The following is a 25,613-nucleotide window of genomic DNA, read 5'->3' as shown; positions in this document are numbered from 1 at the left end:
ATATTTTAGTTCTTCAGTGGTTCTGGGCTTCCGTGGCAAAAGTATTAATTTACCTGGAGATCTTCAGCCAGCACTTCTTCTGTTTTACGCATCTCTTTTGCGGCTTCTACCATTTCTATCAAAGCCTTTTTGGTTTCGTCCCAGCCACGGGTTTTTAAACCGCAATCGGGATTAACCCAAAGCTGCGCGGAAGGAATAACAGCTTTTGCTTTTTTCAACAGCTGAACCATTTCTTCGCGCTTCGGAACCCTTGGAGAGTGGATATCGTATACCCCAGGACCAATTTCGTTCGGATATTTAAAATCGGCAAAAGCATCTAACAGTTCCATTTGCGAACGCGAGGTTTCGATGGTAATTACATCGGCGTCCATATCGGCAATATTCTGGATAATATCGTTAAACTCCGAGTAGCACATATGTGTATGGATCTGTGTATCATCTTTAACACCGCTTGCCGAAATTTTGAAGGCTTTAACTGCCCAGTTTAAATAGTTTTGCCAATCTGCCTTGCGCAGCGGTAAACCCTCCCTAATGGCTGGCTCGTCTATCTGGATAATTTTTATCTCAGCCTGTTCCAGATCGCAAACTTCATCGCGGATGGCCAATGCAATTTGGGTACAGGTTTCTGACCGGGGCTGATCGTTACGCACAAACGACCACTGTAATATGGTTACAGGGCCCGTTAACATGCCTTTCATGTGTTTATCGGTAAGTGATTGTGCGTAAGCTGTCCATTTTACCGTCATAGGCTCTGGACGGGAAACATCGCCAAAAATAATAGGCGGTTTCACGCAGCGCGAGCCATAACTTTGTACCCACCCATTTTTAGAGAAGGCAAAACCAGCTAACTGCTCACCAAAGTACTCCACCATATCGTTGCGTTCAAATTCGCCATGAACCAGTACATCCAGATCGATTTCTTCCTGCCATTTTACTGCTTTTGCAGTTTCTTCGGCTATTAAGCTGTTGTACTCATCTTCGGTAAAAGTTCCGTTCTTGAGTTTAGCCCTCCAACTCCGTACTTCTGCTGTTTGCGGAAACGAACCGATAGTAGTTGTGGCGTAACTTGGCAGATTGAGTTCCTGCTGTTTAATTTTTCGGGTAGAAAATGCACTTAAGCGCTCAGCATCGTCGGATTTTAGTGCCAAAACACGTGCTTTAACCTCAGGATTATGAATGATTTTGGAAACTTTACGGTTGCTGATGGCAAGCTTGTTTTCTTCCAGTTTTTGCAGGGTAGATGCAGGGCTTTCGTTTGTGATCAGTTTTTTTAAGGTGGCCAGTTCGGCAATTTTTTGCTTTGCATAGGCGAGCCATTGTTTAATTTCTGCTGAGAGATTTTGCTCGTTGGTTTCGTTGTCTAAATCAACAGGCGAATGGATTAAAGAGCAGGATGGCGCAATCCAGATTTTATCCCGACCTCTTTTTTCGATAGCCTGGTTAATGATGGAAACCGATTTTTCAAAATCATTTTTCCAGATATTTCTGCCATCTACCAAGCCCAGCGAAAGGATGGTCTCTTCTTTTAAAGCAGCCAGCACATCCGTTAACTGATCTTCAGCACGTACGAGGTCGATGTGCAGTACATTTACAGGTAAAGCAGCCGCAAGCGCAAGATTATTGCCCAGGCCTTCAAAATAAGTAGCCAATACAATTTTTAATTGTGGAAAAGCCTTCCTGATTTCTTTGTAGGCATATTGGTAGGCTTTTTGATCTTTTTCGGTTAAATCTAAAGTTAAAAATGGCTCGTCGAATTGTATATACTCGGCTCCCAAAGCGTCCAATCGGGATAGTATATCGATGTAAACCGGAAGAAGGTTCTTGATCAGATCTATTTTTTCGAAACCGGCTTCTTTTTCCTTACCCAGTAAAAGATAGGAAACAGGACCGATCAAAACCGGCTTAGTGGTTAGCCCAAATTGTTTAGCCTCATAAAACTCGTCGATAATTTTAGTCGAGAACAGTTTAAAAGGCTGATCTTTATAGAATTCTGGAACAATGTAGTGATAGTTGGTATCGAACCATTTGGTCATTTCCATGGCTACAACATCTAATCCATCTTTTTGATAACCCCTAGCCATGGCAAAATAAAGGTCCAGTTCGGCGTTTCCTTTTTTCAAGATTACTTCATTGTACCTTTTCGGAATGGCGCCGAAAGTTAAGGAATGATCCAATACATGATCGTAAAAAGAAAAATCGTTTGATGGAATAATATCTATCCCAGCTTCTTTTTGAAGTTTCCAGTTTTCGTGGCGGATGTTTTTCCCCACCTGAAGTACATTTTTGTACCCAGTTTTATCTGCCCAGTAATTTTCGCAGATTTTCTTTAATTCCCTTTGGCTACCTATTCGCGGATAGCCCAGATTTTGCGTTAGCATCTCTTTTAAAGATTAAGTAAATAAATCGTTTAAAAGCCCTTTAAGCAATATTTTATGATGCTTTTGGTTAAAATGAAAAGGAAAGGTTAGGGCGCAAAAAACCTACTTATCAGCCAGAAGCTTAAAGCAAAATTTAATAAAATGGTTAATTCTATCATGAACCTATCAGACCTGACCAATTGCTTTATAACGCGAAAGCACCGTCAATTCGATATCGGTAGGTCTCCTGACTTATTCCCGATTTTATCGCCTTCCCATACCGATAAATCGGCACAGTGGCATATTGATAAAACCGTTGTTTCGTTTAAAAACAGAATTTACAGTTGCGCGACAGCTCGTGATTTGCACACGATTCCCTTTTAATCTACAGCTAAGTAAAGCCAATATCGGTTGATGAAAAAATAAAGTTAAGAACTTACATCAAAGGCAAATGTAGAGATTAAGATGGAGGATTTTTTAAATTTTTAATGTTTTTTGCACCGCATGAGATAAAATAAAGGCTTTTTGAGCTATATAATTCTGTCAAAACCTGCACTGTAACAAATTTGGCGCATGTAAAATCGCTACATTTTCTCTATTATATTTGATTATCCAACAAACAACCCGATTATGATAAAAAACTACTTCAAAAATACCTGTTTTGCTTTTTTGATAATTTCGTGCTGTGCGGTTCAGGCACAGGAAGTGCCCACGCCAAAAACGCATTTTGGTTTCGATATCGGTGATAACTACCAGCTAGCCAATTATACCCAAACGGAGGCTTATTTTAAAAAACTGGCCGAAACATCAAAGCGTGTCAAGCTCGTAGATATAGGTAAAACCGAAGAAGGAAGAAGCCAGTACATGTTAATTGTTTCTTCGCCAGAAAATTTAAAGAAATTGGATCGGTATAAAGAAATTTCGCAGCAGCTTGCACATGCCGAAATTAATGCCGAACAGGCTAAGGCCTTGGCACAGGAAGGAAAAGCGGTAGTTTGGATTGATGGCGGGCTGCATGCAAACGAAGTGGTTGGCGCACATCAACTGATACAGACGGCCTATGAATTTGCTTCTAAAAGCGATCCGGAAACCTTGCGCATTTTGGATAATGTAATTATTCTTTTTACACATGCTAACCCCGATGGCCAGGAACTGGTAAGCAATTGGTACATGAGGGAAAAAGACCAGAATAAAAGAACAACTTCGGGCCTGCCGGTACTGTATGAAAAATATGCTGGACACGATAATAACCGCGATTTCTTTATGTTAAACCTTAAAGAAACACAGAACATAGGGCGTCAGCTTTTTGTAGAATGGATTCCGCAGATTATGTACAACCATCACCAGGCTGGCCCTGCCGGAACAGTAGTGGCCGGACCTCCTTACCGCGATCCTTTTAATTATGTATTCGACCCCATGGTGCTAACCAGTTTGGATGCTGTTGGTGCGGCCATGCACAATAGAATGAATGTAGAAAATAAGCCTGGCTACACCCAGCGGGGCGGTTCGGTTTATTCTACCTGGTATAATGGCGGGTTAAGAACAACAACTTATTTCCATAACATGATCGGGCTGTTAACCGAGATTATCGGTAACCCCACCCCATCAGAAATTCCACTGGTTCCATCGCGTTTATTGCCAAACGGCGATTCGCCAAACCCGATTACTCCGCGCAAATGGTATTTTAAAAACTCAATTGATTATTCTGTATCCCTAAATTATGCTGTTTTAAGTTATGCCCAGCGCTACCGTGATGAACTGCTGTTCAACATTTATCAAATGGGCAGAAATTCTATTGAGCGCGGTAAAAAAGATACCTGGTCGTTTTCCCCGAAAAAAATAGAAGCCATTAACAATGCCGCGAAAAACGACAAAGGTGCAGCGGTTGCAGGTGGAGATGCTGATTTTGGACCGAGACGGCAGTTGAGTATTAAAGCACTCGATACCGTGATGAAAGCACCAGCGAACCGCGATCCAAGAGGTTATATTTTATCTGCAGATCAACCTGATTTTAATTCGGCCATTAAATTTTTAAATGCTTTGATCAGAACGGGTATTGTGGTTCAAAAGGCAAGTTCGGCATTTACAGTAGCGGGCAAAAATTATCCTGCCGGAAGTTATGTGGTAAAAACCGATCAGGCTTTCCGTCCGCATGTTTTGGACATGTTCGAACCACAAGACCATCCAAACGATTTTAAATATGAGGGAGGCGCACCAATTCCCCCATACGATGCTGCCGGATGGACTTTGGCCTATTTAATGGATGTAAAGTTCGACCGCATTTTGGATGATTTTACCGGCCCTTTTGAGAAAAATCCTTACGGAGCATTATTAAAATCTGAAAATAAACTGCCAAGTGGATCAGGCTATGTATTAAGTGCGGCACAAAACGATTCTTACACAGCAGTAAATGATCTGTTGAAGAATAAAGTTGCTGTTTACCGCTCTACCGAAAACGGCGATTTTTATGTTTCATCCACAGGGAAATCGATACTGGAAAAAGCAAATGTGAAACTTAAAAGTGCCCCGGCCCCAAAAAACAAAGTTGAAATTTCAGCTGGCCGTATTGCTTTATGGGATACTTACGGAGGCTCTATGGCCTCGGGATGGGTAAGGTTTTTAATGGAGCAGTATCACTATAATGCAACTGTAATTTATCCTCAGGATATTGATGCCGGAAATTTAAAATCCAAGTATGATGTAATTATTTTTGTAGGAGGAGCAATTCCATCTGTTCAGAGCGGAGGTGCTGGAAACAGATCATTTGGTCCGAAGGCAGAAGAAATTCCTGAAGCTTACAGAAACCGTTTGGGAAGAATTACCGCTGATAAATCAATCCCTGAATTAAAGAAGTTTTTAGAAGCCGGTGGAAACATTGTAACCATAGGCAGCAGTACCAATTTAGCTTTCCACTTAAAGTTACCTGTTCGCAATGCAATGGTGGAAATTGTAAACGGTGAGGAAAAACGTTTGCCTGCAGAGAAGTATTACGTTCCCGGAAGCGTTTTAAATGTAGGCGTTGATACTTCATTGCCAACAAACTGGGGTATGGAAAAAGAAGCAGATGTGTATTTTGATAACAGTCCGGTTTTTAAACTTACAGGCGATGCCATCGCATCAGGAAAGATTAAGCCTTTAATGTGGTTTGAAACAGCTGCGCCGTTGCGCAGTGGCTGGGCCTGGGGCCAAGCTTACCTGCAGGATGGTGTAACCGCTTTTGAGGCAAAGGTTGGCAAGGGAAAACTGCTGGCTTTCGGACCTGAAATAGCTTTTAGGGCACAAACGCACGGAACTTTTAAGTTAATATTTAATCAGCTGTATAAATAAATGCTGTGATTTAAGAAGCCACTATACTTAACGATAGTGGCTTTTTACTTTGGCTTTACTTTCCCCATTTATAATCAATTTACTTTTGTGTCATGAAAGTAGAAATCTGGTCGGATGTAATGTGTCCGTTTTGCTATATCGGAAAAAGGCATTTTGAACAAGCTATGGAAAAGCTGCCTTTTAAAAATGAAATTGAAGTGGATTGGAAGAGTTTTCAGCTCAATCCGGAATACCATAACACCAATAACGAAACAGTTTACGATTACCTTTCGAGAAGCAAGGGAATGCCTGTTGAACAGGCTAAACAGATGACCAAACAGGTTGTTGATATGGCTGCAAATGCGGGCTTAACGATCGATTTTGATACTAATATTCCGGCCAATACCTTTAATGCACACCGCCTGATCCATTTGGCAGCACAACATAACCTACAGGATTTAGCTGAAGAAAAGCTTTTTGAAGCCCATTTTGTTAAATCAAAAAATATCGGCGAAAGCAGTGTTTTGATTGATCTTGCGGTAGAAATCGGTTTAAATAAAGAAGAAGCAGAAGCGGTTTTAAGTAGCGATCAATTTGCCGAAGCTGTTCGTTACGATATTTACGAAAGCCAGAATTTGGGTATCAGGGGCGTACCTTATTTTGTTATGGACCGTAAATATGGTGTTTCGGGCGCTCAGCCCGTTCAGGCTTTTACCGATGCACTTACCCAAAGTTTTACAGAGTGGAAAGAAGCTCAGCCAAAAACTACACTGACCTCATTAAATAAAAATAATGATGCGGTTTGTGATGAAAATGGCTGTGAGATATAGGGTTGTTTCCCGCAGATTACGCTAGCATTAACAAAACCTATTAAATTTTCGTCATTGCGAGGAGGAACGACGAGGCAATCTTTTACGCCATTAACTCTTTCTAGAAAGATTGCTTCGTCGGCTGAAAAAGCCTTCTCGCAATGACGATTTTTTATGGTAGTACTCGAAAGATTTACCGCTGGTTCTTCAACGGGGTTAAGAGGTATTCCAGTCCATTAACGCGTATTTCGAACATGGTAGCCATTAAATCGCCTAATTTTCCCTTTGGGAAACCTTTATCTTTATACCACAGCAAATAACTTTCGGGAATATTACAGATTAGATAACCTTTATATTTTCCGTAAGGCATTTGCATTTTCACTAAATCGAGCAACAAGGTTGGGTCTAACATTACAATATAAAATCTAAGTAATTCTCTTTGTTAATAATTGAAAAAGTGGCTTTGGGATAATTTTTAGCGAAAAAACCAGGTATTTTCTTTTTCTGACCACCCCACTTGAAATCGACCGCTAAAATTTCCCCATTTTTAACTTCGATAAGGTCGATTTCCTGTTGATCGTAAGTTCTCCAAAAATAGTGAGTAGCATTTTGTTGTTCGTATTCTACTTTCTTAATACGTTCGCTAAAGCAATAGTTTTCCCATAAAATACCCTGATCATTACGTAGCGCTAACAGTCTGAAATCATTAATAATTGCATTTCTGATACCGTTATCGTAAAAATACCATTTTGACGATTTTGTAACTTCCTTACGTAGATTATTGCTGTATCCGCCGACTTTGTAAATAATAAAAACTTTGGCAAGCAAATCGAGATAACGATCTACTGTATTTTTACTAAGGCCCAGCGTGCGGGAAATTTCATCAATTGAAACCTCTGAGCCTACTTGGTATGCAATAAGTTTTAATAGTTCCAAAAGTTTCGCGCTATTCTGTATGTTTTCATACATCAGGATATCTTTTAATAAATAAGATTTAACAAGCTCTGTTAAATACTGCGCTTTTTCGGCTAATGAATCCAAGTGGAATAGTTCGGGATATGAACCAAAGATTAGCCTTTCTTCTAGGTTCTGAGTTGTTTGTAAAGCATTTTCCCTTTTATCCAGCTCAAGCTGTGCTATTGGGTAAAGATAATAGGTTAAACTTCGGCCGGTTAATGGTTCGCCTGTTTGGTTTGAAAGATCAAAGGTAGAGGAGCCACTCGCAATTATGGTTAAATCTTTGAAAGTATCAATCAACAGTTTTAATATCTTTCCTATTTCAGGAATAACCTGTGCCTCATCAATAATAAGCAGCTTAGCTTCTCCCAAAATTCTTTTATAGTTAGCCGCAGTTCGCGTAGATAATAGTGCCTGTACATCCTGATCCTCGCCATTTAAAGAAAGATGGTTAATGTTGGCATCTTTTATGATATTTTCTACCAACCAGGTTTTTCCTACTCTTCGGGTTCCAAATATTAAGATAACCTTATTTTTCCCAATTTTATTGAGGATTATAGGTTGTAAGGATCTGGTAATTTGACTTTCCATTTAAGCCAAATATAGTAAAAAACGTTAATTCAGTCAATAGACTGACTCAATTAACGTTAATTCAGTCAACAGACTGACTGAATTAACGTTTTTTTAATCAATCAGCTCTAAAGTTTCAATAGCTTCTTCAACGGTATTAATGTTATCAAAAGCAATTCTTAAGGTATTTTTAACCTCTTTTAAATTGCACATGCGCGGGTGGTTTTGTGCAAAAGTTAAAATTTTGGTAAAGGTATTCGAATCGAAATATTTCGATTGTTTATCGCTTAAAAAGTAGCCACGCAAGCTGTTTTTCTTGAAACTGATTTTTTCGAAGCCGAGTTTTTTGCCCAACCACTGCAAACGTACCACACTGAGCATGGTTTTTACCTGTGGTGGAACCGGTCCGAAACGATCGGCCAAATGTTTTTCAAAAATCGCTAGTTCGGCTTCGTTATCGAGTTTAGAGAGTTCGGTATATAAGTTGTACCGTTCTGTAATATTGGTAATATAGGCATCCGGAATATAGAGTTCCAGGTCGGTATCAACCTGCGTAAAGCCAACAAAGGGCCGTTCAGGTTCATTCTCGAAAAGGCCTTTAAACTCAGCTTCTTTTAACTCCTGAATGGCTTCATCTAATATTTTGTGGTACATTTCGAACCCGATTTCTGCAATAAACCCGCTTTGCTCTGCCCCCAATAAGTTTCCACTTCCGCGGATGTCCAAATCGCGCATGGCTACATTAAAACCACTGCCGAGGTCAGAAAATTCTTCAATGGCGCTTAAGCGCTTACGTGCTTCGGATGTTAAGGTTGATAAAGGCGGCGATAATAAATAACAGAAAGCCTTTTTGTTACTCCGGCCTACCCTGCCCCGCATTTGGTGCAGATCGCTCAGGCCAAACATATGGGCATGGTTGATGATAATGGTATTGGCATTCGGAATATCCAAACCAGCTTCGATAATGGTGGTGGCTACCAGCACATCTTTTTCACCGTTAATAAAATCGAGCATTACATCTTCTAGCGCATCGCCATCTAACTGGCCGTGCGCAATCCCTATCCTGGCTTTAGGTACGAGCTTTTGTATCAATCCACCTAGTTGCATCAGGTCATTTACCCGGTTATGGATAAAGAAAACCTGGCCCCCGCGGTCCAGTTCAAACTGAACAGCTTCCTGGATCAGCTTATCATTAAAAACATGTAACTCTGTACTAACCGGTTGGCGGTTGGGTGGTGGTGTGCTGATAATGGATAAATCGCGGGCCCCCATTAACGAAAAATGCAATGTCCTAGGGATAGGTGTTGCGGTTAAAGTTAACGTATCAACATTTACCCGTACCGCTTTTAACCTTTCTTTTGCGGTAACACCAAATTTCTGCTCCTCATCAATAATCATGATGCCCAGATCTTTGAACTTTACATCCTTGCTCAGTAAGCGGTGGGTACCGATTAAAATATCAACTTTACCTGCTGCAGCTTCGGCCAGGGTATCTTTAATCTGTTTATTGGTTTTAAAACGGTTAATATAATCAACCGTAACCGGGAAATCTTTTAGGCGCGAAGAGAAGGTTTTAAAATGTTGTAGCGCCAAGATGGTGGTAGGCACTAAAACGGCAGCCTGTTTGCCTTCTGCTACAGCTTTAAATGCAGCACGCACGGCAATTTCGGTTTTTCCGAAGCCTACATCACCGCAAACCAAACGGTCCATTGGGTGTGGCGACTCCATGTCTTTTTTTACATCCTGTGTGGCCTTTAACTGATCGGGGGTATCTTCGTAAATAAAAGATGCCTCCAATTCGGTCTGCAGATAGCTATCTGGCGAAAAAGCCGTTCCGGCCTGGGTTTTACGCAAAGCATAAAGCTTAATCAGGTCGCGGGCAATATCTTTAACTTTTTTTTTAGTAGTTTTTTTTAGCTTATCCCAGGCATCTGTACCCAGTTTATTCATTTTGGGCACACCGCTTTCCTTGCCACTGTATTTGGCAATTCGGTTTAGTGAGTTGATGTTTACATAAAGCAGGTCGTTGTCTGCATAAATCAAACGGATCATTTCCTGGGTTTTGCCATTTACTTCAACTTTCTCTAGGCCGGCATATTTGCCAATTCCATGATCGATGTGTGTAACGTAATCGCCAGATTTGAGTTCCCGCAGATCTTTCAGGGTAATGGCCTGGCTTTTTTGATAACCTTTTTTAAGCTTGTATTTATAGTAACGGTCAAAAATCTGATGATCGGTGTAAAAAGCCGTTTGGATTTTCGGATCAACAAAACCTTCGCGCAGCATACTGTTGATCGGTGTAAATTTAGCCGTTTTATCAATGTCCTCTAAAATGGCGTACAAACGCTCAATCTGTTTTGGCGAATCGGTAAAAATAAAGTTGATAATGCCTTCCTTTTCATTCTCCTTCAGGTTGTGGATAAGCAGATTGAAATCCTTATTGAACGAAGGCTGCGGCTTGGTTTCGAACTCAAAGCGGTCGTCGGTTTTATAAAAGAACTGTTTACCAAATTCCACAAGCGGAAAATCGTGAAGATGATCGCCCAGTAATTTTTCGTCGGTAAAAGCAAATTTAGGGTCGATCCACTCCGGATTCTGTGTTTTATCGGCAGCTGGCAGGGCTTTCCACAGCTCAACGGCCTTTTTAAACCCGGCTTTAACAATATCGAGGGTAAATTCTACATCTTTAAACCAAAGCTGGGTATCCTGATCGATATAATCGAGGATGCTGATATTGCTTTCGGTTAAAAACTTGGCCTGAACGTTAGGCACAATGGTTAACGATTTAACATCGGCAACCGAAAGCTGGCTTTCAATTTCAAAACTCCTGATACTCTCTACCTCATCGCCAAAAAATTCTATACGGTAGGGCAGATCTGAAGAGAACGAAAAAATATCTACAATACCCCCGCGGATAGAAAACTGGCCGGGCTCGTAAACAAAATCGCGCCTGTCGAAATCATAATCGATTAAAAATTCATTAATAAAATCAATTCCCAGTTTCGCCCCTAAACTAATTTCTAGCGTATTTTTTTCCAGTGCAGAACGGTCTATCACCTTTTCGGCAATGGCTTCTGGATACGAAACTACAATTTTACCATATTCAGAATCGTGGTTCAGCTCGTTTAAAACCTCTGCACGGGCCAACACATTGGCGGTATCTACCTGGGTAAAATCAAAAGATTTTCGGTAAGAGGAAGGAAAAAGCAAAACCTGCTTATCCAGTACACTTTCCAGGTCAGATTGAAAATAGGCCGCCTCTTCCCTATCCGGCAAAACGAATAATAGGGGCTTGTGCAGCAGAAAATAAGAAGAAAGTGCAACTATAGCATCGGCCGAACCCACCAATCCCTTTAATTGTATCTTGGGGCTTTTGGTGCTGTTCAACGCCTTGGTAAATTGGGTTACCCTATCGTCGGTTTTGTATCTGTTTATTAAATCGCGGATGTTCAAGGCACAAAAATAAGCTTATCTTTTAATATTAACCCTCAATTTGTGTAAAGGTTTTTTTAACTATTTTTGGCAGGGTTGTGCTATCCTAAATCAAACAGGGGGAAGAAATATTTCTTTTTCTTAGATGCGATAGCTTGTTTGGTCGAAATATATCCCCCTTTCGTCGATTAAGGGCAAATTGATGTAACAAAGGTTGCTGTATAACCTCTAATTTGTATAAAAAGTGAAACAATGAAATACATTAAAAGCTTTCCAATAGAACTTGTTTTCTGGGTAATGGCTTTAGTATTGTTGGCAACAGCAAATGGCCACGATCATCACTTTACACTTTGCCCGCTGGCTAATTTAGGTTATGGGGGCTGGTGTCCGGGATGTGGTATCGGAAGGTCGATAAGCCATATTTTTCATGGTGAGTTTGCCGAAAGCTTTGCTGAGCATTGGTTCGGGTTTCCGGCACTTTTAATTATACTTTACAGAATTTATACACTAACAAAAAAGATAATAGAATTTAAAATTTTAACCACAAACAGATAAGCACCATGGATATATTTCAATCACCTCTGATGTCGTTACCAGGTATAACACCAGAAGAATACGCATACTTACAACAAGCAACAACGGGTTTAAACGAGCAGCAGCTGCGCAACTTTTTAATGATTTACAGCAGCAGGAGAAAACAGCCGTCGGAAATTTTATTGCTCAGCTTGATCGGGTTTTTAGGCTTCGCAGGGATCCACAGGTTTGTAATTGGCCAGATTGGTATGGGTATTCTGTATTTCTTTACAGGCGGTTTATGTGCCATTGGTACAATTGTCGATATCATTAACCACAAAAGCCTAACATTCGAGTATAACCAGAAAATGGTTTTCGAAAGCTTACAGATGGTAAGAATGGGTGGTGGATTTCAATCCGCTTAATCCCTCATCATTAAGAGCTGTACAGTTTTAATTTCGTCCGGTTCAATATACATGTCCGTTCCAGGTAAAAAGCCTGGGCGGACTTTTTGTTTTCGCTGCCGTTGGTAAATTTCCCCGCTTTCCATATAAAAAATTGTAAAACGGAAATCCCAAAATTTATATCTTTATCAAATGAAATTAGCCGAAATAACCAATTATCTCGAAAGCATAGCACCGCTTAATTATCAGGAAGATTATGATAATTCGGGCTTAATTGTTGGCGACCCGAATATGGAAATCAGGGCTGCCCTGGTGGCGCTCGATTGTGTAGAAAAAATTATAGATGAGGCAATTTCAACAGGCTGTAACCTGATCATTACCCATCATCCCATTGTTTTTAAAGGATTAAAAAAACTCAATGGCAAAAACTATGTAGAGCGGGTTGTGCTAAAAGCGATCAAAAACAATATTGCGCTATATGCCATCCATACCAATTTAGACAGCATCCATACCGGGGTAAACGCAAGAATATGCGAAAGGTTGGGCTTAACCGGAACCAAGGTGCTTTCGCCAAAAACCGGGCTTTTGAAAAAGCTGGTTACCTATTGTCCGCAGGCGCAGGCAGAGCAGCTGCGTTCGGCCCTGTTTTATGCCGGTGCCGGTAATATTGGCAATTACAGCGAGTGCAGCTTTAACGCCGATGGTTTTGGAACCTTTAAGGGGAATGAAAATTCAGACCCATTTGTTGGCGAAAGGGGCGTTCGCCACCGCGAAGCAGAAGTGTGCATCGAAATGGTTTACCCTACGCAGGCTGAGCGGAAAATTTTGGTTGCCCTGTTCGAAAACCATCCTTATGAAGAGGTGGCCTACGATATTTATAAATTGGAAAATAAACACGAGCTTGTTGGATCGGGCATGGTGGGTTGGCTCGAATACGATATGGATGGCTACGATTTTCTGCACCTGGTAAAAGATAGGATGCAGGCCAAAGTGGTTAGGCATACCGAAGTTTTTAATAAAAGAATCAAAAAAGTGGCTGTTTGCGGTGGATCGGGAAGTTTTCTGTTAAAAGAAGCAATAGCCGCAGGGGCCGATGCTTTTATCACCGCAGATTTTAAATACCATGAGTTTTTTGATGCAGAGGAAAAACTGATCATTGCAGACATCGGACACTTTGAAACTGAACAATTTACCTCAAATTTATTGCTTGAAATTATTCAAAAAAAATTTACTAACTTTGCAATCCGTTTAACGGAGCAAAATACAAACCCCATAAATTACTTGTTTTAATTGACCGCCTCTGTATCGCTTTAAACGCATTTCAATCAACATAAATCTTCGTATTTAGCCCCAAAAAGTCCCAAATATAGTCCCAATTTATTATCTTTGTTTATAGAATTTATGGAACAAAGAAGCATAATAAATCCGCACTGTAGCGAGCCGAAATTATTAAAGGATAAATTCCGTTGGAGCATCCGTTTCTATTTTAAAGTTGAGGGGGAAACCAAGACGAGAAAGAAGGATTATGGACTTAATGGCTCAGAATTCCTAAAGAAAGATAAAGGTGTCATTAAAGCAGTAAACAAATCAGATCGGATTATGTATGCTGCCGAACTTCTTAAGGCCGAAATTATTCGTTTGAATTCCATGTACTTTAATCCATTTACTAAGGAATTCGAATCGTTGGATAAGTCAGACCAATCCTTTATTTCCTTGCTTGCAGATTATTTGGATTACTCCCCTAATAAAGTAAGGAGAGAAAGTACAAAAGCTATTTATAAATCATATAACAACCGCATTAAAGATGTTCTTGCGGAGTTAGGCTCTCAAGATGCCGCTCTCAATGAAGTTGATCGTTCGGTTGTTGAAGCACTATTGGCAAAGATTCAAAGTAAATCATCTAAAGCACAGCGTGATCATTATCTAAGGTATCTTAAAGGCTTCTTTACGTATTGTGTAGATCATTTAGAGATAATCACTAAAAGCCCGATTAAAACTTTAAAGAACATCAATAACGAAGATACTCAGACAAATAAGGCCTATTCTTCTGAGCTTCAGCAAAAGGTCTTAGATGAGGCTAAAAGACTTGATCCCCACTTCCATTTGCTGCTTAGATTGCTCATAATCACTTTGAGGCGACCTGATGAATTACTTCGTTTACAGTTAAAAGATTTCGACTTTAAGACTGGAAGTGTCACGTTTAGCAGGGATAAGATTAAAACCGATAGAGCACAGATAGCATTTCTTTCTGAAGATCTTGTTGCTGAATTAAAGTGTATGATGGATGGAAAGTATGCCCAAACGGATTATTTCTTAGGTCATGCTGTAAAAGAATCTAAAGCTAGAACAGAGAAATCAATTTTTGCTCCGGTCAAAACCTCATTTGTTCACTTTCAAGATAAGTTTAAGACCGTTCAAAAGAGGTTAGGGCTTGAAAAGGGTTATACCATCTATTCTTTTAAACATACTAGTATTAATAATCTTATCGATAAGCATGGTTGGTCAAAAGAAAAAGTTATTAAGTTAACAGGCCACACTAATACCAGTATTTTAGATACCTATACTAAAGACGGTAAACGAGAGAGAATTGAGTACCCAGATATAATCTAGTTATAACTGCCCTAGTTGATCTTCTCAACCAGGGCAGTTATATTTTACATCAGAAATTCATCAGCAAAACTAAAATAATTGTGATTGGTAACTATGATGTGATCACACACCTCAATATCTAGTAGCTTTCCTCCCTCTTTTAATTTCTGCGTTAATCTCTTATCAGCTTCACTAGGTACTAGATTTCCGCTCGGGTGGTTATGGGAAAGTATGATCTTGCTTGAATTCGATTTTAATGCAACTGCAAAGATGATCTTCGGATCAGCCATAGTTCCTTGTACTCCACCAACTGATATATCAACTATTCCTAAAACTCGGTTATTCGTATTCAGTAGAATCACTTTAAATTCTTCTATAAACTCAATCTTTCCCAAATGCCAATGCTGTATCAATAAGCTATAAGCATCCTTTGCACAATTGATTTTTGGTCTCTCTGTAATGTTGTAATTTGATTTGTAGCTGATCTCAACTTCTGAGACTTTAAACGAGGTTTGTTCTTGTACCATATGATTTTAATTAATTATGGTACAATGGCAAGCTTTAATCAATCAAGTCCAAGAAGCAAACGAATAAATTGCCTGTGTGTAAGGATCGAGCGTTTATGCGGGAAGTTCTTGGATGCTTCAGCAGATTAAAGCTTAAATTTGTTTAGTGATTATTTATATATAATGGTAATTCAGCCCTTTAGGACAATAAATTTTTATTGTATAACCCTTAATAAAATGTGTCCTGACAAAATTATTCTTCTTTTAATTCCAAACAAATGAGGCGAAGTGCTGAATAATACTCAATATCATTCCAAAGGTGTGCTTCCATGTGATCCATTTCTTCCATTACAACCTTGTTATCTGCACATTTTCTTCTTAGAATGCCGCCAAAAAATTCGAAGTCTCTTGGGTCTCTTTTGGTAGCAAGCTTTCCAATTTCATAATGATAGCTCTCTTTTATAGGCGCTTTATTAATGGCATCCTCGCCTGCTTTTACAAAAACTATTTCTATTTTTGGTAAGTCAGGCGAATCTATCATGCTTTCTGGCTTTTCGAGAAATATTTCTTGGGCAAAGTTTTTCTTTTCATCTATCGATTCTTTTAAATCTTGAATAAACCTGTTGATAAGATTTAGATATCGAAAATGTTCTTCTTTTCGGTTATAAATTTTTAATAGTGATTCTTCATTATATAAAAAATCCGAACCAAAAATATCCTCAAAATACACTCTTGTAAGCTTTAGAATATTTTGAAAATCACCCTTTTCAAGCACCATTTCCAGATTCCCTAATTCCTTAATATATCTATTAACAACAGTCTTTAGCTTGCTTAAAATTATAGTAAAATACTTTTCAAGAAACAACCTATGCCTGTTTTGGATATCAAGAATCCGAAAAGACATTATTTCAAACTTAAAATTATTGTCTTTGTGGTACCGTAGATACTGTAATTTAGTGGCACTCGTTTCGTAGCTAAAAAGGGTTGATGAAATAAATTTTCCCTGAAGCTTCCTAATAGGATGTCCGACAATTTCATTTCTTACATTTCTGTTAGTACTGTACAGAGGATCATCTTTTAGGTGCATTTTATTATATTTCGTTTGAAACAAACTCAACATTTCTTCAACAAAATCTTGCTGTACATAAAGTGCTTGCAAAAAGCTAATTGTAAATGCGAATTTTTCTTCAAATGAGGAAACTTTCGGCTTGGTAACAAATACGATGTCGACAACATCACTGAAATATCCTAAAATATCCCCGAAATAATTTGTTTCAATTGCATCCTTTAAATTTAATTTGTCAGAACAGCATTTATACTTTAAAATGTAGTAATTCCATATATCTGATATTTGCCCTAATTGAAATTGGAATGTTTCATTCATAAAATCTTTCATTGAAACTATTGGCTATCGATTTTTTATCGATTCAATTTCGGATTGTAACTTTTCGATGGCTTCTTCATTATCATTTAATTTCTGTAAGTCAAAGTTAAATTCTTTATAAATTTCAGTATAGTAGTTTTCTTTTTTGATTTTTAGATATTTAAGAGGATTTATTGTCTGCTCAGTTATCATAAAATATATGAACGAAACTATAATTGGTATTAAACCGAGAATGAAAGTATACTGCTCCACTATATTCCATGAAAAATAGAAAACTGAGGAAATTAAAATGACATAATAAACGACAATTATTGTCCCGATTAAAATTTTTAGGATGTTATATTTCCGTCTCGCTTTTGCATCAAGGGGTTTCTGCTGCCTTTCGAGTATTGTTTTGATATTGATCTTATCCTGAAGCAAATCGTCTTTCGCTGCTAACAACTGTTTTTCCACATCTTTCTTCACTTCAAGTTCTTTCTGTAGTTTTACGTTATCCTCTTGTTGTTGCTCGGACTTGACTTTTAAGTGTGCTTGTTCTTGAATGAATTTCTCTAAGTTATCTTCCGTGATTGTATTAAGTACGTCATTTACAATGTCATTTTTTATTTCTTCAGGTCTCCGAACTTGATTTCTAAGATCAATAATTCTAGCTTTTGCTTGGTCCTCAGTTAACTTTCCGCTACTATAATCTTTCTGAAGCTCGGTATATTTTTCGCCCACACTGTCATTTAAAACTTTCGATAATACAATCTGTGATTTAGTAATTATATCAAAAGTGGTTGGTAACGAATTTTTGCCAAATCCCTTATTAAGCTTAAACCAAAATTTGTTAGTTAGAAAACTTAAATGTGTCGCCAAAGGAACGAAACCCTGCTCTTTCATGAGGTCGTTCCATGCAACCTTTATTGTTGTCGAGTTGCCAGTCAGAAGTATGTAGCCGATATTTTCAAAATTTTTGGAATTCGCTTCACGTCTACGAATAGATACAAAATTTAAGAATCTTAAAAATGGTTCGGCATCTCTATCTATTTCCTTACTTACAGAATCAATTATATCTTGGCTAACAATATTGTATATATGATTATCCGCGCTAAAATATTCATTAAAGTTGTCGTGTTCAATACTGTAAGATTTCAGTAAAGTGTAGAAATCCGATTTTTTTCCTAAAACATCTCCAGCTGTTTGACATCCGTTTACAATTGAAACCATTGCTGTGATATTCGGATATGGTTTTTCATTACCTTCAATTAAGTATCTCGCTTTAGTAAAAAAACCTTCAATATCATCTTTTACTTCATCAAAATATTTTAGTTTAATAAGTTTTTTTTGAGCTTTTAAATTTATTTCGCGAACATAATTTAAAAAATCGACAGCAAGTTTCTGATAAAGTTCGCCATTAAATCCAGCGATATGGAATAAAATTTCCGTATCTATAAATATCGTTATCTCGGTTCTCCAATTTCCAAAATCATTAATATTATTATTATATTTTATACCAGTATATAGTATTACTCCTTCTCTGATTAGATTTAATTGACGCTTAAATTCAAAATCAGCTTCCTTTTTAAGGATATAAGAGGTTATATATTCAATAAATTCATCCCCATTATTTATATCAAGTAAGAAGCAACAAAATGAATGAGAAACTTTTTCTTTTTCTTTATCTGTCAGAATTAGTTTCTTTTCATTCTCAATAAACTTGAACACATCTTCAATAATGTTTTCATTATTGGATTGAATAGTTTGTCTTTTGTCATCAAATACTTGTGTATTAATGTTTGATCTATCTGTAACAATATAACTGCCTTGCTTTTTCTCTAAATAGGGAAGTCGACCAAGTGACGTTTTGACTGCTGCATCTGGTATTTCAAACTCAAAAGTGGTATTAAGTTTAGCTGTTATTTCAGCAGCACTGAAGCTGTATAAGTTATCATTTTTTATGATGTCAGCTAGAAATACGGCAATAACACCATAAACATCCTTTTCGGAATTGTATAGTTCTCTAAAAACAGCAAGTGATGCGAGCACTCTATTTTCATCTTTTAATTGAGGCATATTTTTTTAGTGCGTTAAAATTATAGATTAACATCTTTAAATTGAAAGTAGAAAGACAAATAGGAATCGTCAATATCTGATGCGCTTTTTCGTTAAAATCTTTTAATCAAGGTGAGCATCTGAATAATTATTTCAAACTATCACAGAATATGATAAAATATTACCAGATTACAAATTGTAATTAGCTATCAATCAAAATCATCTGAATGTGTCAGAATAAATATTTCTTTGTCTAATTCTGATAAATTAATCTGATTTCTTCAATTACTTGCTTGGAAATTATTGAGATATCATTTTTTGATATAGGAAAGACACTAAAATATGCTGAACAAAGATATTCGAGGGGGGTTATGCGTTTTTTAAATGCATTATATAGATCCCAATTCAAATCGGGATACTTAACCATCACCTTGCTTTGTGCCCAATGATCAATATTTACATCAACTTTACTTTCATCCCATTCGGACAATTCCAAAATCGTAGAATCTATGTCAATCATTCCACCTTGAAGTGTGTTGAGACAAAACCCAACACAGGTTCCAAATTCTGGTAATCCTTGTTTACTTGCAAAGTCCCCTGCTTGGTTATATGAAGAGCCATCCGCTATATATGAATAGGTAATACTTGAATTTTTACAAACTCTTCTGCAGTATTGAAGAAAAGATGCTATATCTGAAGCGTCATTAAAATTAAATGAATCTACTATCTTATAAATATACCAACCAGATTCATTGAAACCATCTTCAACTAATGGGGGACTGCCCCCAGGATAATGATGAAGATAATTTACAGAATTATATCTTATTAATATTCCAGCATGTTTGGGTTCATAATCCGTAGGATCGATCTGTACAGCAATAGATACGAAATTTTTAGGTAGATCGTGATCATTAAATCTTGAAAGAGAGTCGTGAATTTGCATCTATATTCGATTATTTAAACTTTCTGCTCTAAGCGTAGCGGATAAACTTTCATAACTTCTCATTAACCCTTTTAACTCTTTAGTCTTTATATATGGCTTTAATGTCATTAATACTGTCCTTAAAATTCCGCGTTCTGTAAAGGGGTTATTAAATATGTTAATCAGATATTTAATGGCTTTAATATCCCGATACTCAAGCAAAGTTTGTAGTTTATCGTAAATTGAATCATATTTACTAAGACTATCATCTTTCACAATTGATTTATAAAAATTCTCAATGCTTAATTGCTCTTTTGAGCTTAAGTAGTAATCTATTAATGTATAAGATGGTCTTTGGTTAAATTTGGTTGTTTTGATTGCAGAAATATGAATAACACTATACATGAATTGATTTATCTCCAATATTTCTTCCCGTGAACATCCAATTGTGAATTCTTCATTATTGGCCTCAATGTGAAGATTAGATATAGTCTTTCCACCTGCATCAAACAACCCCCCTTTCAAAAATACTATCTCAGATGAGTTCACATTCTTATGTCTTTTATAAGGAAAGTTCGAGCCTTTAAATACTTGTGTTAAGTCACTAGTTTTATTGTTGATTTTCCAAAATACTTCATAGTCTAGTCCATTTTTCTTAATCTTATCCTGTATTGATCGAAAGGCTTTAATTTTATTGACATCTGCTAGTTTGCCATCTATAATATCTTTGATGTCTTGACTAAATTCTTTACTATTAGTTGGAGCTATAAAATTACTTTCAACAGAACCCTCAGTAATAGACACTTTAAAGTCTGATGGATTATCATATAGATTAGCCAATGTGGTAAATGAGTCAAGGAATATTTTGAGTGACTCCACAGCCTCAATTGGAATAGAAGCTAAAGAAAGCTTATTTCCCTTTGAGTCCTTTACTATTCTGATTTTTAGTTCATTAGCCATTAGTGATTGATGTAGTCTTCGCGATTAGATAAGAATTTAACATATTGTATCGTATTGATAACGAACTGCTAATGAATAATAAGACATTGTATGTACATAGATGAGAGTGTATGTATTCGAGTTGTAAAAATCTAAGTTATAGACTTATTTCAACAAATCAAAACCAATAATTGAAAGATTTCTAAATAAAGAAACTTAAATTTCGCATTTATGCTTTTTAACTGCTTTAATACGCATTTAGGTCGTGAAGCGTATTTATTATATCTTTAAATCAATTATATCTTTAAATCATATGTTTGATAGACAACCGTCACCAATTTCATACTTAGATGAAAGTATTCATATTCTAAACGTAATTAATGACAAACTCAATGATTACTTTGAAGCGCTAACTAAGTTGGCGTTGTATAAGGTTCCATTAGACGTAGTTAGCCCTTTACACCAATTAACCTATGAGCACGGAGTAATTTTAATAAATAGCTATTTGGACGAACTTCATAATTACTTTAATCCATCATTATCTAATCAGGAGAGTAAAGCATTTAATTCGTATTATAAATTGATCAAGAAGGAAATCAATAGATTTTCAGATATAAAGAATTACAGGAATAACGTTTGTGCTCATAATCTTCGAAATGATGACAGAAGTGTTTATTTATATGGCAACTTACGAAAGTACAAAGTACCCCAAAACATCGCTGAATTCAAGTTTGCAAAGGATTGTATTAACTTAATGACACAAGTCGTTAATATGATTTTTCCTATTTCTTGCAGTAACGTTAAAGCAGTATTGGACACTAGAATTAAAAATGATAAGACACCATATATTACCAGCCTGCCAAAGGATAAGTTAGAAACACTCACGTCAGACTTATTAAACAAATTACGGATTATTGAGAGAAAAAATAAGCAGTAGCATAAAGGCTCGCATAGGAATGCGAAACGTTGCGAACTAAGAAAATGTGTGAGAATCAGCAGTTGCACCGCAACGGGATTCGATCTATGTTTTAACACAAGCGATTGGCGAGATACTTGAATCAAGTATCGTGACGATCGTGCAGCATTTTCGATTGCGCAGGTGAGCTGAAAAGTGGAATGCGATTGGATTTATCCAGGATGAAGCGAAGCAAAATCCTAGATAAAGATAGAGAAAGCATTCATGAAGCACTCCGCTTGCTCAAAATAAAAACCATGACAAAGCGCAGCGATGGCGTGCTGTTTTTCGTGAGCTTAGACAGTGCGGAATACCGATCTTCCTAATAATGTGAGCACTGCCTTAGCCGATAAACCACTGGCTAAAAGTAAAGCAGAAACTTAAAAGAAAGCCAATCATTGCCTTAGCACCTAACCGAATGACTAAAGGAATCCATTCCTCACTTAAGCCACTTTTTGAGTGAATGGATGGCTGCAAGGAATGATTGAATGTTAATAAATAGCATTTAAATAGTATGATAGGTTTCGTATTTTTAGCTCTATGGATAATAGCAAGGATTATATTATATCCCTTTTAAAAGATAAGTATGATTATGAGCAAAAACGCAAGGATGACTTCGAAAGCTCCTTGGGTACTCCTATCACGGTTTTATCGGCTTTATTTGCTGGGTCATACTTCGTTGTCAGCGACCCCAGTTTAAACGGTATTAATTGTTCATTAGTAACGATTAAATGGATTCTAGTTATTCTTTTAATGTCTGCTCTAATTATAACCCTTATCTTTCTATTCATTGTTTATTTTGGCTTCAAAAGGCGTTATTGTTCTTTTCCAGATAGTAATACAGTCTATAATGGTGATTTTAAATCACTTGAACAATATACCAAAGAGCATTATCCTGAAACCTATGAAGAGGTGTTAATGGATAGTCTAAAAGATAGAGCAATACAATGGTATTTAGACTGTAATAATAACAATACCTCAGTTAACGATACTCGTGGGAATTCTCTATTCCGTGCAAAACTTTCAATCTGTATATCTCTGGGTATTGGCTTGGCTCTTTTAATCTTAATTTGTTTCATAAAATCAATGTAATATGGCTAAAACTCCGCCACCACCACCTCCTCCCGCAAGTCCAGTAAGAAGGGAAAGAAATCTTCCAACAACTAGACCAACATCACCACCAATAAAACCAACTAAATAATATGGCTAAAGATCAAAAACCTAAACCACCACCTCCGCCACCATCACCGGTTCGGAGGGAGAAACAGGAACAATTTCCTATTAAAACCAAGTAATAATAAAGAGCCATAATTACGGCTCTTTATTGTTTTAGGCACGAACACCTCCACATGCTTTTAGAATTGTTGATGTGTATTTGCTTTCATTCTCCTGCCTAAACTCGCCATAAGATGACAGTAATATGCGTTTGTAAATAGCATTCTCCTGATCATATACTATAACATAGTTCCTTAAAATTCCAGAATCAGTACAGCCATGACCCACGCCATTTTTTACTTTAGATTGCATTAGATCATCAATCATAATCTGTGTAATTGGATTTCTTCTTCTGAGGAATTTAAACCATGGCTTAACTTCAACACAGTTATTTAGATTCTCAAACAGATCATTGGCACTCATTATTCCACAATCCGAGCTTGTAAATTGCTGGTATTCCTCAGTAAATTTATAATTAACGCTGAATTCATTCCAATTGCTGTTATTCTGATATTGGTAATCCTCTGATCTTCTGTATTTGTATTTTCTGCCTTTAGGATCAATAAAAAAACCGTAATGTTCATGTTCCCATGCCATATTTCTATAATCGCTTTGGTATAGAAATGGTAATTGTTTAATCTCAAATTTCATATCTCCAAACCAATTAGTTTCTATTCAGACTATAAATGTAATGATCACCATAGGTTAGCGGTTTCTGTGCATCGAGGTCAAGATTATTAGGAACATTACCATTATAAGCTGTTTTGTACGCATTTCTAACCAAGCTTATTTTGTTGCCATTAATTACACCCTTGTAAATCATTGCGTTATCCCGCTCTTCGTCATTGGGTGTTAGAGGATTCCAATTGCCATATTCTTTAGCTATAACATTATGTAAAAGATTCCCTGTAGCCAATCTGCTTTGTTTTTGATTTGAACTTGCTTGTGCATCAAAATCTTGAAGTGCGATTGTAATCCTAACTAGTATTTCACTATCAAAATCTAAGTAAATGTAATTGATTGGAAAGTGGTAAAAGTTGTAATTGCCGACATCATCAACCTGACAGGTGATCAGATTTTGGTTCTGGAAATCAGTACTATTATAGCTAATATTTGCAATGCCTTTTATTTGCTCTAAACTTGCCCCTAATTTGAACTTCCCCCATCCGTTCTCCTTATCAAGCTTTGAGTTTGACCTTGATATGATATTTTGCGGTTGAGCAGTATTTATATCTGTAAGTTCAGTTGTAGTTCGTTGCGTTTCTGTATTTGAGGACTCGAAGTTTTTCAGCAATGTAAAAATCTGGTACTGGCTGTGCCAAGATTGGAAATCTGCGTATTTCATAGCTTCTGATGCTTTCCATGATCCAATAACAATCCAATTGTCCAGTGAATCCTTGCCATATATGTCTTTATATAGATACCTAACCTTAATCAAAACATCATCGGAAGCTGGCTTACCACTAAGTTTTGATAATAGGCTTTTATTGGTTAGTTGGTTGTAAATGTCTTCATCTAATTGGTCAAAAGAAAAATCATTTGGATAGCTTATGCTGTTAAATCCAGTAATGCCTTTCCTTGGTAGTGGGAACTTGTCTATCAGTATTTCAGATTGTTCTTTAGAATAAGTTAATGATGTTTCGCTTTTGCTTTTTTCCTTGCAAGATGAGGTTATCAAAAGGACTATGAGGATTAGAGAGTAACCAATCGTTCTTTTATTGGTTTTAAGTTGCATTTTTAATTGAGTAGTTCGTATATAGACCATTTTATGAGTGTTAATTAATTACCATTGTAAAAGTAGTAAATACTTAGTAATAGCTAAGTAGACGCTTTTAAATTAATTTCTTCTTTCGTGTGTGGCTAAAGAAGTGTTAAAATCAGAGATTGAACTGTTTGTAATCAGCAAGGCAAAAGCATTGAGAGAACAAGCTAATCTTAGCCAATCTGAACTTGCTTTCAGGCTTGATGTTTCTAATGGATTCATTGGACAGGTTGAAAGTCCTAACTCTCCATCTAAATACAATTTAGATCATATAGATAAGCTTGCGGTAATATTCAACTGTTCTCCTAAAGACTTTCTTCCCGAAACCAACATTAACAAATAACCGATTTGTATAAAGCTATTTTATCGACTTCATATTATTATACGGGAAACCATAGAGAGATAAATTAAGGGCATATCTGCCCCTAATTTTAGGATTCTAACTTATCAACTGTTGCTATTGAAACGTAGTTGTTCTCTCCCTCAGCCACTCTCCTGTAAAAGAAGTTATGATGTTGATCTGCCTCTTTAAAGTTAACCCTAAGTGCATATTCAATCCCTCCTGTATTATCATGTGATTGAGTAATCTCATATGCTTTACGAAGAAAAATATTCGTCAAACCTGAGCCAAAACGCTCTAAAGCTTCAGAACCTAAGTCTATAAAAATAAATGAACGTCCATCCTTGCTATTGGATAAAGTAATGTTCCAGAAGTAGTTTAGATGCTCTGAAATCATGTTGCTTTTATATTCATTTTTCAAATGGTTAACAGTTGCAAAAGTTCTGTATTTGGCTAGATCGAACTTTCTTAGTTGTTCTGTTGCAGCATCAACGATTAGGTTATATGCTTTTTGTACTTCTGTGTTTACTAAAACCTGTTGTTCGTTAATAACAACAAATTGTGTTTGCGGTAGTGCTGCTTTTGCAGTCTTTGTTCTTGCTTGCATCTTAATAGAATT

At 37.0% G+C, this 25,613-nt stretch carries 21 protein-coding genes and 1 riboswitch; of the genes, 9 read left to right on the top strand and 12 right to left on the bottom strand.

Features of this window, described 5'->3' with window-relative positions; translation table 11 throughout:
- Positions 1 to 44: 44 nt before the first annotated feature.
- Positions 45 to 2,378, bottom strand: a complete 2,334-nt coding sequence (metE, locus tag ACS5PU_RS08815; RefSeq protein ID WP_439458920.1) for a 5-methyltetrahydropteroyltriglutamate--homocysteine S-methyltransferase — start codon at positions 2,376 to 2,378, stop codon at positions 45 to 47.
- 199 nt (positions 2,379 to 2,577) lie between these two features.
- Positions 2,578 to 2,778, bottom strand: a riboswitch (cobalamin riboswitch).
- A gap of 209 nt (positions 2,779 to 2,987) precedes the next feature.
- Here metE and ACS5PU_RS08810 point away from each other — a divergent pair.
- Together ACS5PU_RS08810 and ACS5PU_RS08805 are read left to right on the top strand one after the other, a co-directional pair.
- On the top strand, positions 2,988 to 5,684 hold the full coding sequence (locus tag ACS5PU_RS08810; protein WP_439458919.1) for a M14 family metallopeptidase: 2,697 nt from the start codon (positions 2,988 to 2,990) through the stop codon (positions 5,682 to 5,684).
- 92 nt (positions 5,685 to 5,776) lie between these two features.
- Entirely contained in the window at positions 5,777 to 6,493 is a 717-nt protein-coding gene (locus ACS5PU_RS08805; RefSeq protein WP_439458918.1) for a DsbA family oxidoreductase, read from the top strand.
- Positions 6,494 to 6,665: 172 nt separating this feature from the next.
- Here ACS5PU_RS08805 and ACS5PU_RS08800 read toward each other — a convergent pair whose 3' ends face one another.
- The 3 genes from ACS5PU_RS08800 to mfd form a co-directional block, all read right to left on the bottom strand.
- Positions 6,666 to 6,884 (bottom strand): DUF3820 family protein, encoded by a 219-nt coding sequence (locus ACS5PU_RS08800; RefSeq protein WP_025141651.1) that lies wholly within the window; start codon positions 6,882 to 6,884, stop codon positions 6,666 to 6,668.
- A complete protein-coding gene (locus tag ACS5PU_RS08795; protein WP_439458917.1) occupies positions 6,884 to 8,020 on the bottom strand; it encodes an ATP-binding protein in 1,137 nt (378 codons plus the stop codon). Before ACS5PU_RS08795 ends, ACS5PU_RS08800 begins: the two co-directional genes overlap by 1 nt.
- A 93-nt stretch (positions 8,021 to 8,113) precedes the next feature.
- On the bottom strand, positions 8,114 to 11,452 hold the full coding sequence (mfd, locus tag ACS5PU_RS08790) for a transcription-repair coupling factor (RefSeq protein ID WP_439458916.1): 3,339 nt from the start codon (positions 11,450 to 11,452) through the stop codon (positions 8,114 to 8,116).
- Positions 11,453 to 11,683: 231 nt separating this feature from the next.
- Here mfd and ACS5PU_RS08785 point away from each other — a divergent pair, with 231 nt between their 5' ends.
- The 4 genes from ACS5PU_RS08785 to ACS5PU_RS08770 all read left to right on the top strand — a co-directional run bounded on the left by ACS5PU_RS08785 (position 11,684) and on the right by ACS5PU_RS08770 (position 14,958).
- Positions 11,684 to 11,986: a DUF2752 domain-containing protein gene (locus ACS5PU_RS08785; protein WP_439458915.1), complete on the top strand. Its 303-nt coding sequence runs from the start codon at positions 11,684 to 11,686 to the stop codon at positions 11,984 to 11,986.
- 5 nt (positions 11,987 to 11,991) lie between these two features.
- Positions 11,992 to 12,369: a TM2 domain-containing protein gene (locus tag ACS5PU_RS08780; RefSeq protein WP_439458914.1), complete on the top strand. Its 378-nt coding sequence runs from the start codon at positions 11,992 to 11,994 to the stop codon at positions 12,367 to 12,369.
- Positions 12,370 to 12,540: 171 nt separating this feature from the next.
- Positions 12,541 to 13,638 carry a Nif3-like dinuclear metal center hexameric protein gene (locus tag ACS5PU_RS08775; protein ID WP_439458913.1) on the top strand — a complete coding sequence of 366 codons (1,098 nt, stop codon included), beginning with the start codon at positions 12,541 to 12,543 and terminating at the stop codon, positions 13,636 to 13,638.
- A gap of 111 nt (positions 13,639 to 13,749) precedes the next feature.
- The gene (locus ACS5PU_RS08770) at positions 13,750 to 14,958 is read left to right on the top strand and encodes a tyrosine-type recombinase/integrase (RefSeq protein ID WP_439458912.1); all 1,209 of its coding nucleotides are present in this window, start codon (positions 13,750 to 13,752) and stop codon (positions 14,956 to 14,958) included.
- Between the two features lie 44 nt (positions 14,959 to 15,002).
- Here the strand turns inward: ACS5PU_RS08770 and ACS5PU_RS08765 are convergent, their stop codons facing one another.
- The 5 genes from ACS5PU_RS08765 to ACS5PU_RS08745 all read right to left on the bottom strand — a co-directional run bounded on the left by ACS5PU_RS08765 (position 15,003) and on the right by ACS5PU_RS08745 (position 20,743).
- A complete protein-coding gene (locus tag ACS5PU_RS08765) occupies positions 15,003 to 15,464 on the bottom strand; it encodes a JAB domain-containing protein (RefSeq protein WP_439458911.1) in 462 nt (153 codons plus the stop codon).
- A 232-nt stretch (positions 15,465 to 15,696) separates the two neighbouring features.
- The gene (locus ACS5PU_RS08760; protein ID WP_439458910.1) at positions 15,697 to 16,839 is read right to left on the bottom strand and encodes a hypothetical protein; all 1,143 of its coding nucleotides are present in this window, start codon (positions 16,837 to 16,839) and stop codon (positions 15,697 to 15,699) included.
- Positions 16,840 to 16,851: 12 nt separating this feature from the next.
- On the bottom strand, positions 16,852 to 18,882 hold the full coding sequence (locus tag ACS5PU_RS08755) for a hypothetical protein (protein WP_439458909.1): 2,031 nt from the start codon (positions 18,880 to 18,882) through the stop codon (positions 16,852 to 16,854).
- Between the two features lie 232 nt (positions 18,883 to 19,114).
- On the bottom strand, positions 19,115 to 19,804 hold the full coding sequence (locus ACS5PU_RS08750; protein WP_439458908.1) for a hypothetical protein: 690 nt from the start codon (positions 19,802 to 19,804) through the stop codon (positions 19,115 to 19,117).
- Positions 19,805 to 20,743, bottom strand: a complete 939-nt coding sequence (locus ACS5PU_RS08745; protein WP_439458907.1) for a hypothetical protein — start codon at positions 20,741 to 20,743, stop codon at positions 19,805 to 19,807. It lies immediately after the preceding gene.
- 292 nt (positions 20,744 to 21,035) lie between these two features.
- Here ACS5PU_RS08745 and ACS5PU_RS08740 point away from each other — a divergent pair, with 292 nt between their 5' ends.
- The gene (locus ACS5PU_RS08740) at positions 21,036 to 21,659 is read left to right on the top strand and encodes a hypothetical protein (RefSeq protein WP_439458906.1); all 624 of its coding nucleotides are present in this window, start codon (positions 21,036 to 21,038) and stop codon (positions 21,657 to 21,659) included.
- A 558-nt stretch (positions 21,660 to 22,217) separates the two neighbouring features.
- Positions 22,218 to 22,769 carry a hypothetical protein gene (locus tag ACS5PU_RS08735; RefSeq protein ID WP_439458905.1) on the top strand — a complete coding sequence of 184 codons (552 nt, stop codon included), beginning with the start codon at positions 22,218 to 22,220 and terminating at the stop codon, positions 22,767 to 22,769.
- 237 nt (positions 22,770 to 23,006) lie between these two features.
- On the opposite strand, the gene ACS5PU_RS08730 is transcribed toward ACS5PU_RS08735, so the two are convergent.
- On the bottom strand, positions 23,007 to 23,543 hold the full coding sequence (locus ACS5PU_RS08730; protein WP_439458904.1) for a hypothetical protein: 537 nt from the start codon (positions 23,541 to 23,543) through the stop codon (positions 23,007 to 23,009).
- 13 nt (positions 23,544 to 23,556) lie between these two features.
- Positions 23,557 to 24,627, bottom strand: a complete 1,071-nt coding sequence (locus ACS5PU_RS08725) for a hypothetical protein (RefSeq protein ID WP_439458903.1) — start codon at positions 24,625 to 24,627, stop codon at positions 23,557 to 23,559.
- A 121-nt stretch (positions 24,628 to 24,748) separates the two neighbouring features.
- On the opposite strand from ACS5PU_RS08725, the gene ACS5PU_RS08720 reads away from it, so the two are divergent.
- Positions 24,749 to 24,997: a helix-turn-helix domain-containing protein gene (locus tag ACS5PU_RS08720; RefSeq protein ID WP_439458902.1), complete on the top strand. Its 249-nt coding sequence runs from the start codon at positions 24,749 to 24,751 to the stop codon at positions 24,995 to 24,997.
- Between the two features lie 88 nt (positions 24,998 to 25,085).
- Here the strand turns inward: ACS5PU_RS08720 and ACS5PU_RS08715 are convergent, their stop codons facing one another.
- Positions 25,086 to 25,601, bottom strand: a complete 516-nt coding sequence (locus tag ACS5PU_RS08715; protein ID WP_439458901.1) for a hypothetical protein — start codon at positions 25,599 to 25,601, stop codon at positions 25,086 to 25,088.
- Between the last annotated feature and the right edge of the window lie 12 nt (positions 25,602 to 25,613).

This window comes from Pedobacter sp. GSP4 (assembly GCF_051857575.1).
Taxonomy (GTDB): domain Bacteria; phylum Bacteroidota; class Bacteroidia; order Sphingobacteriales; family Sphingobacteriaceae; genus Pedobacter.
The sequence above is the reverse complement of the archived record's forward strand: the minus strand, read 5'-3'. Positions and strand labels throughout refer to the sequence as shown.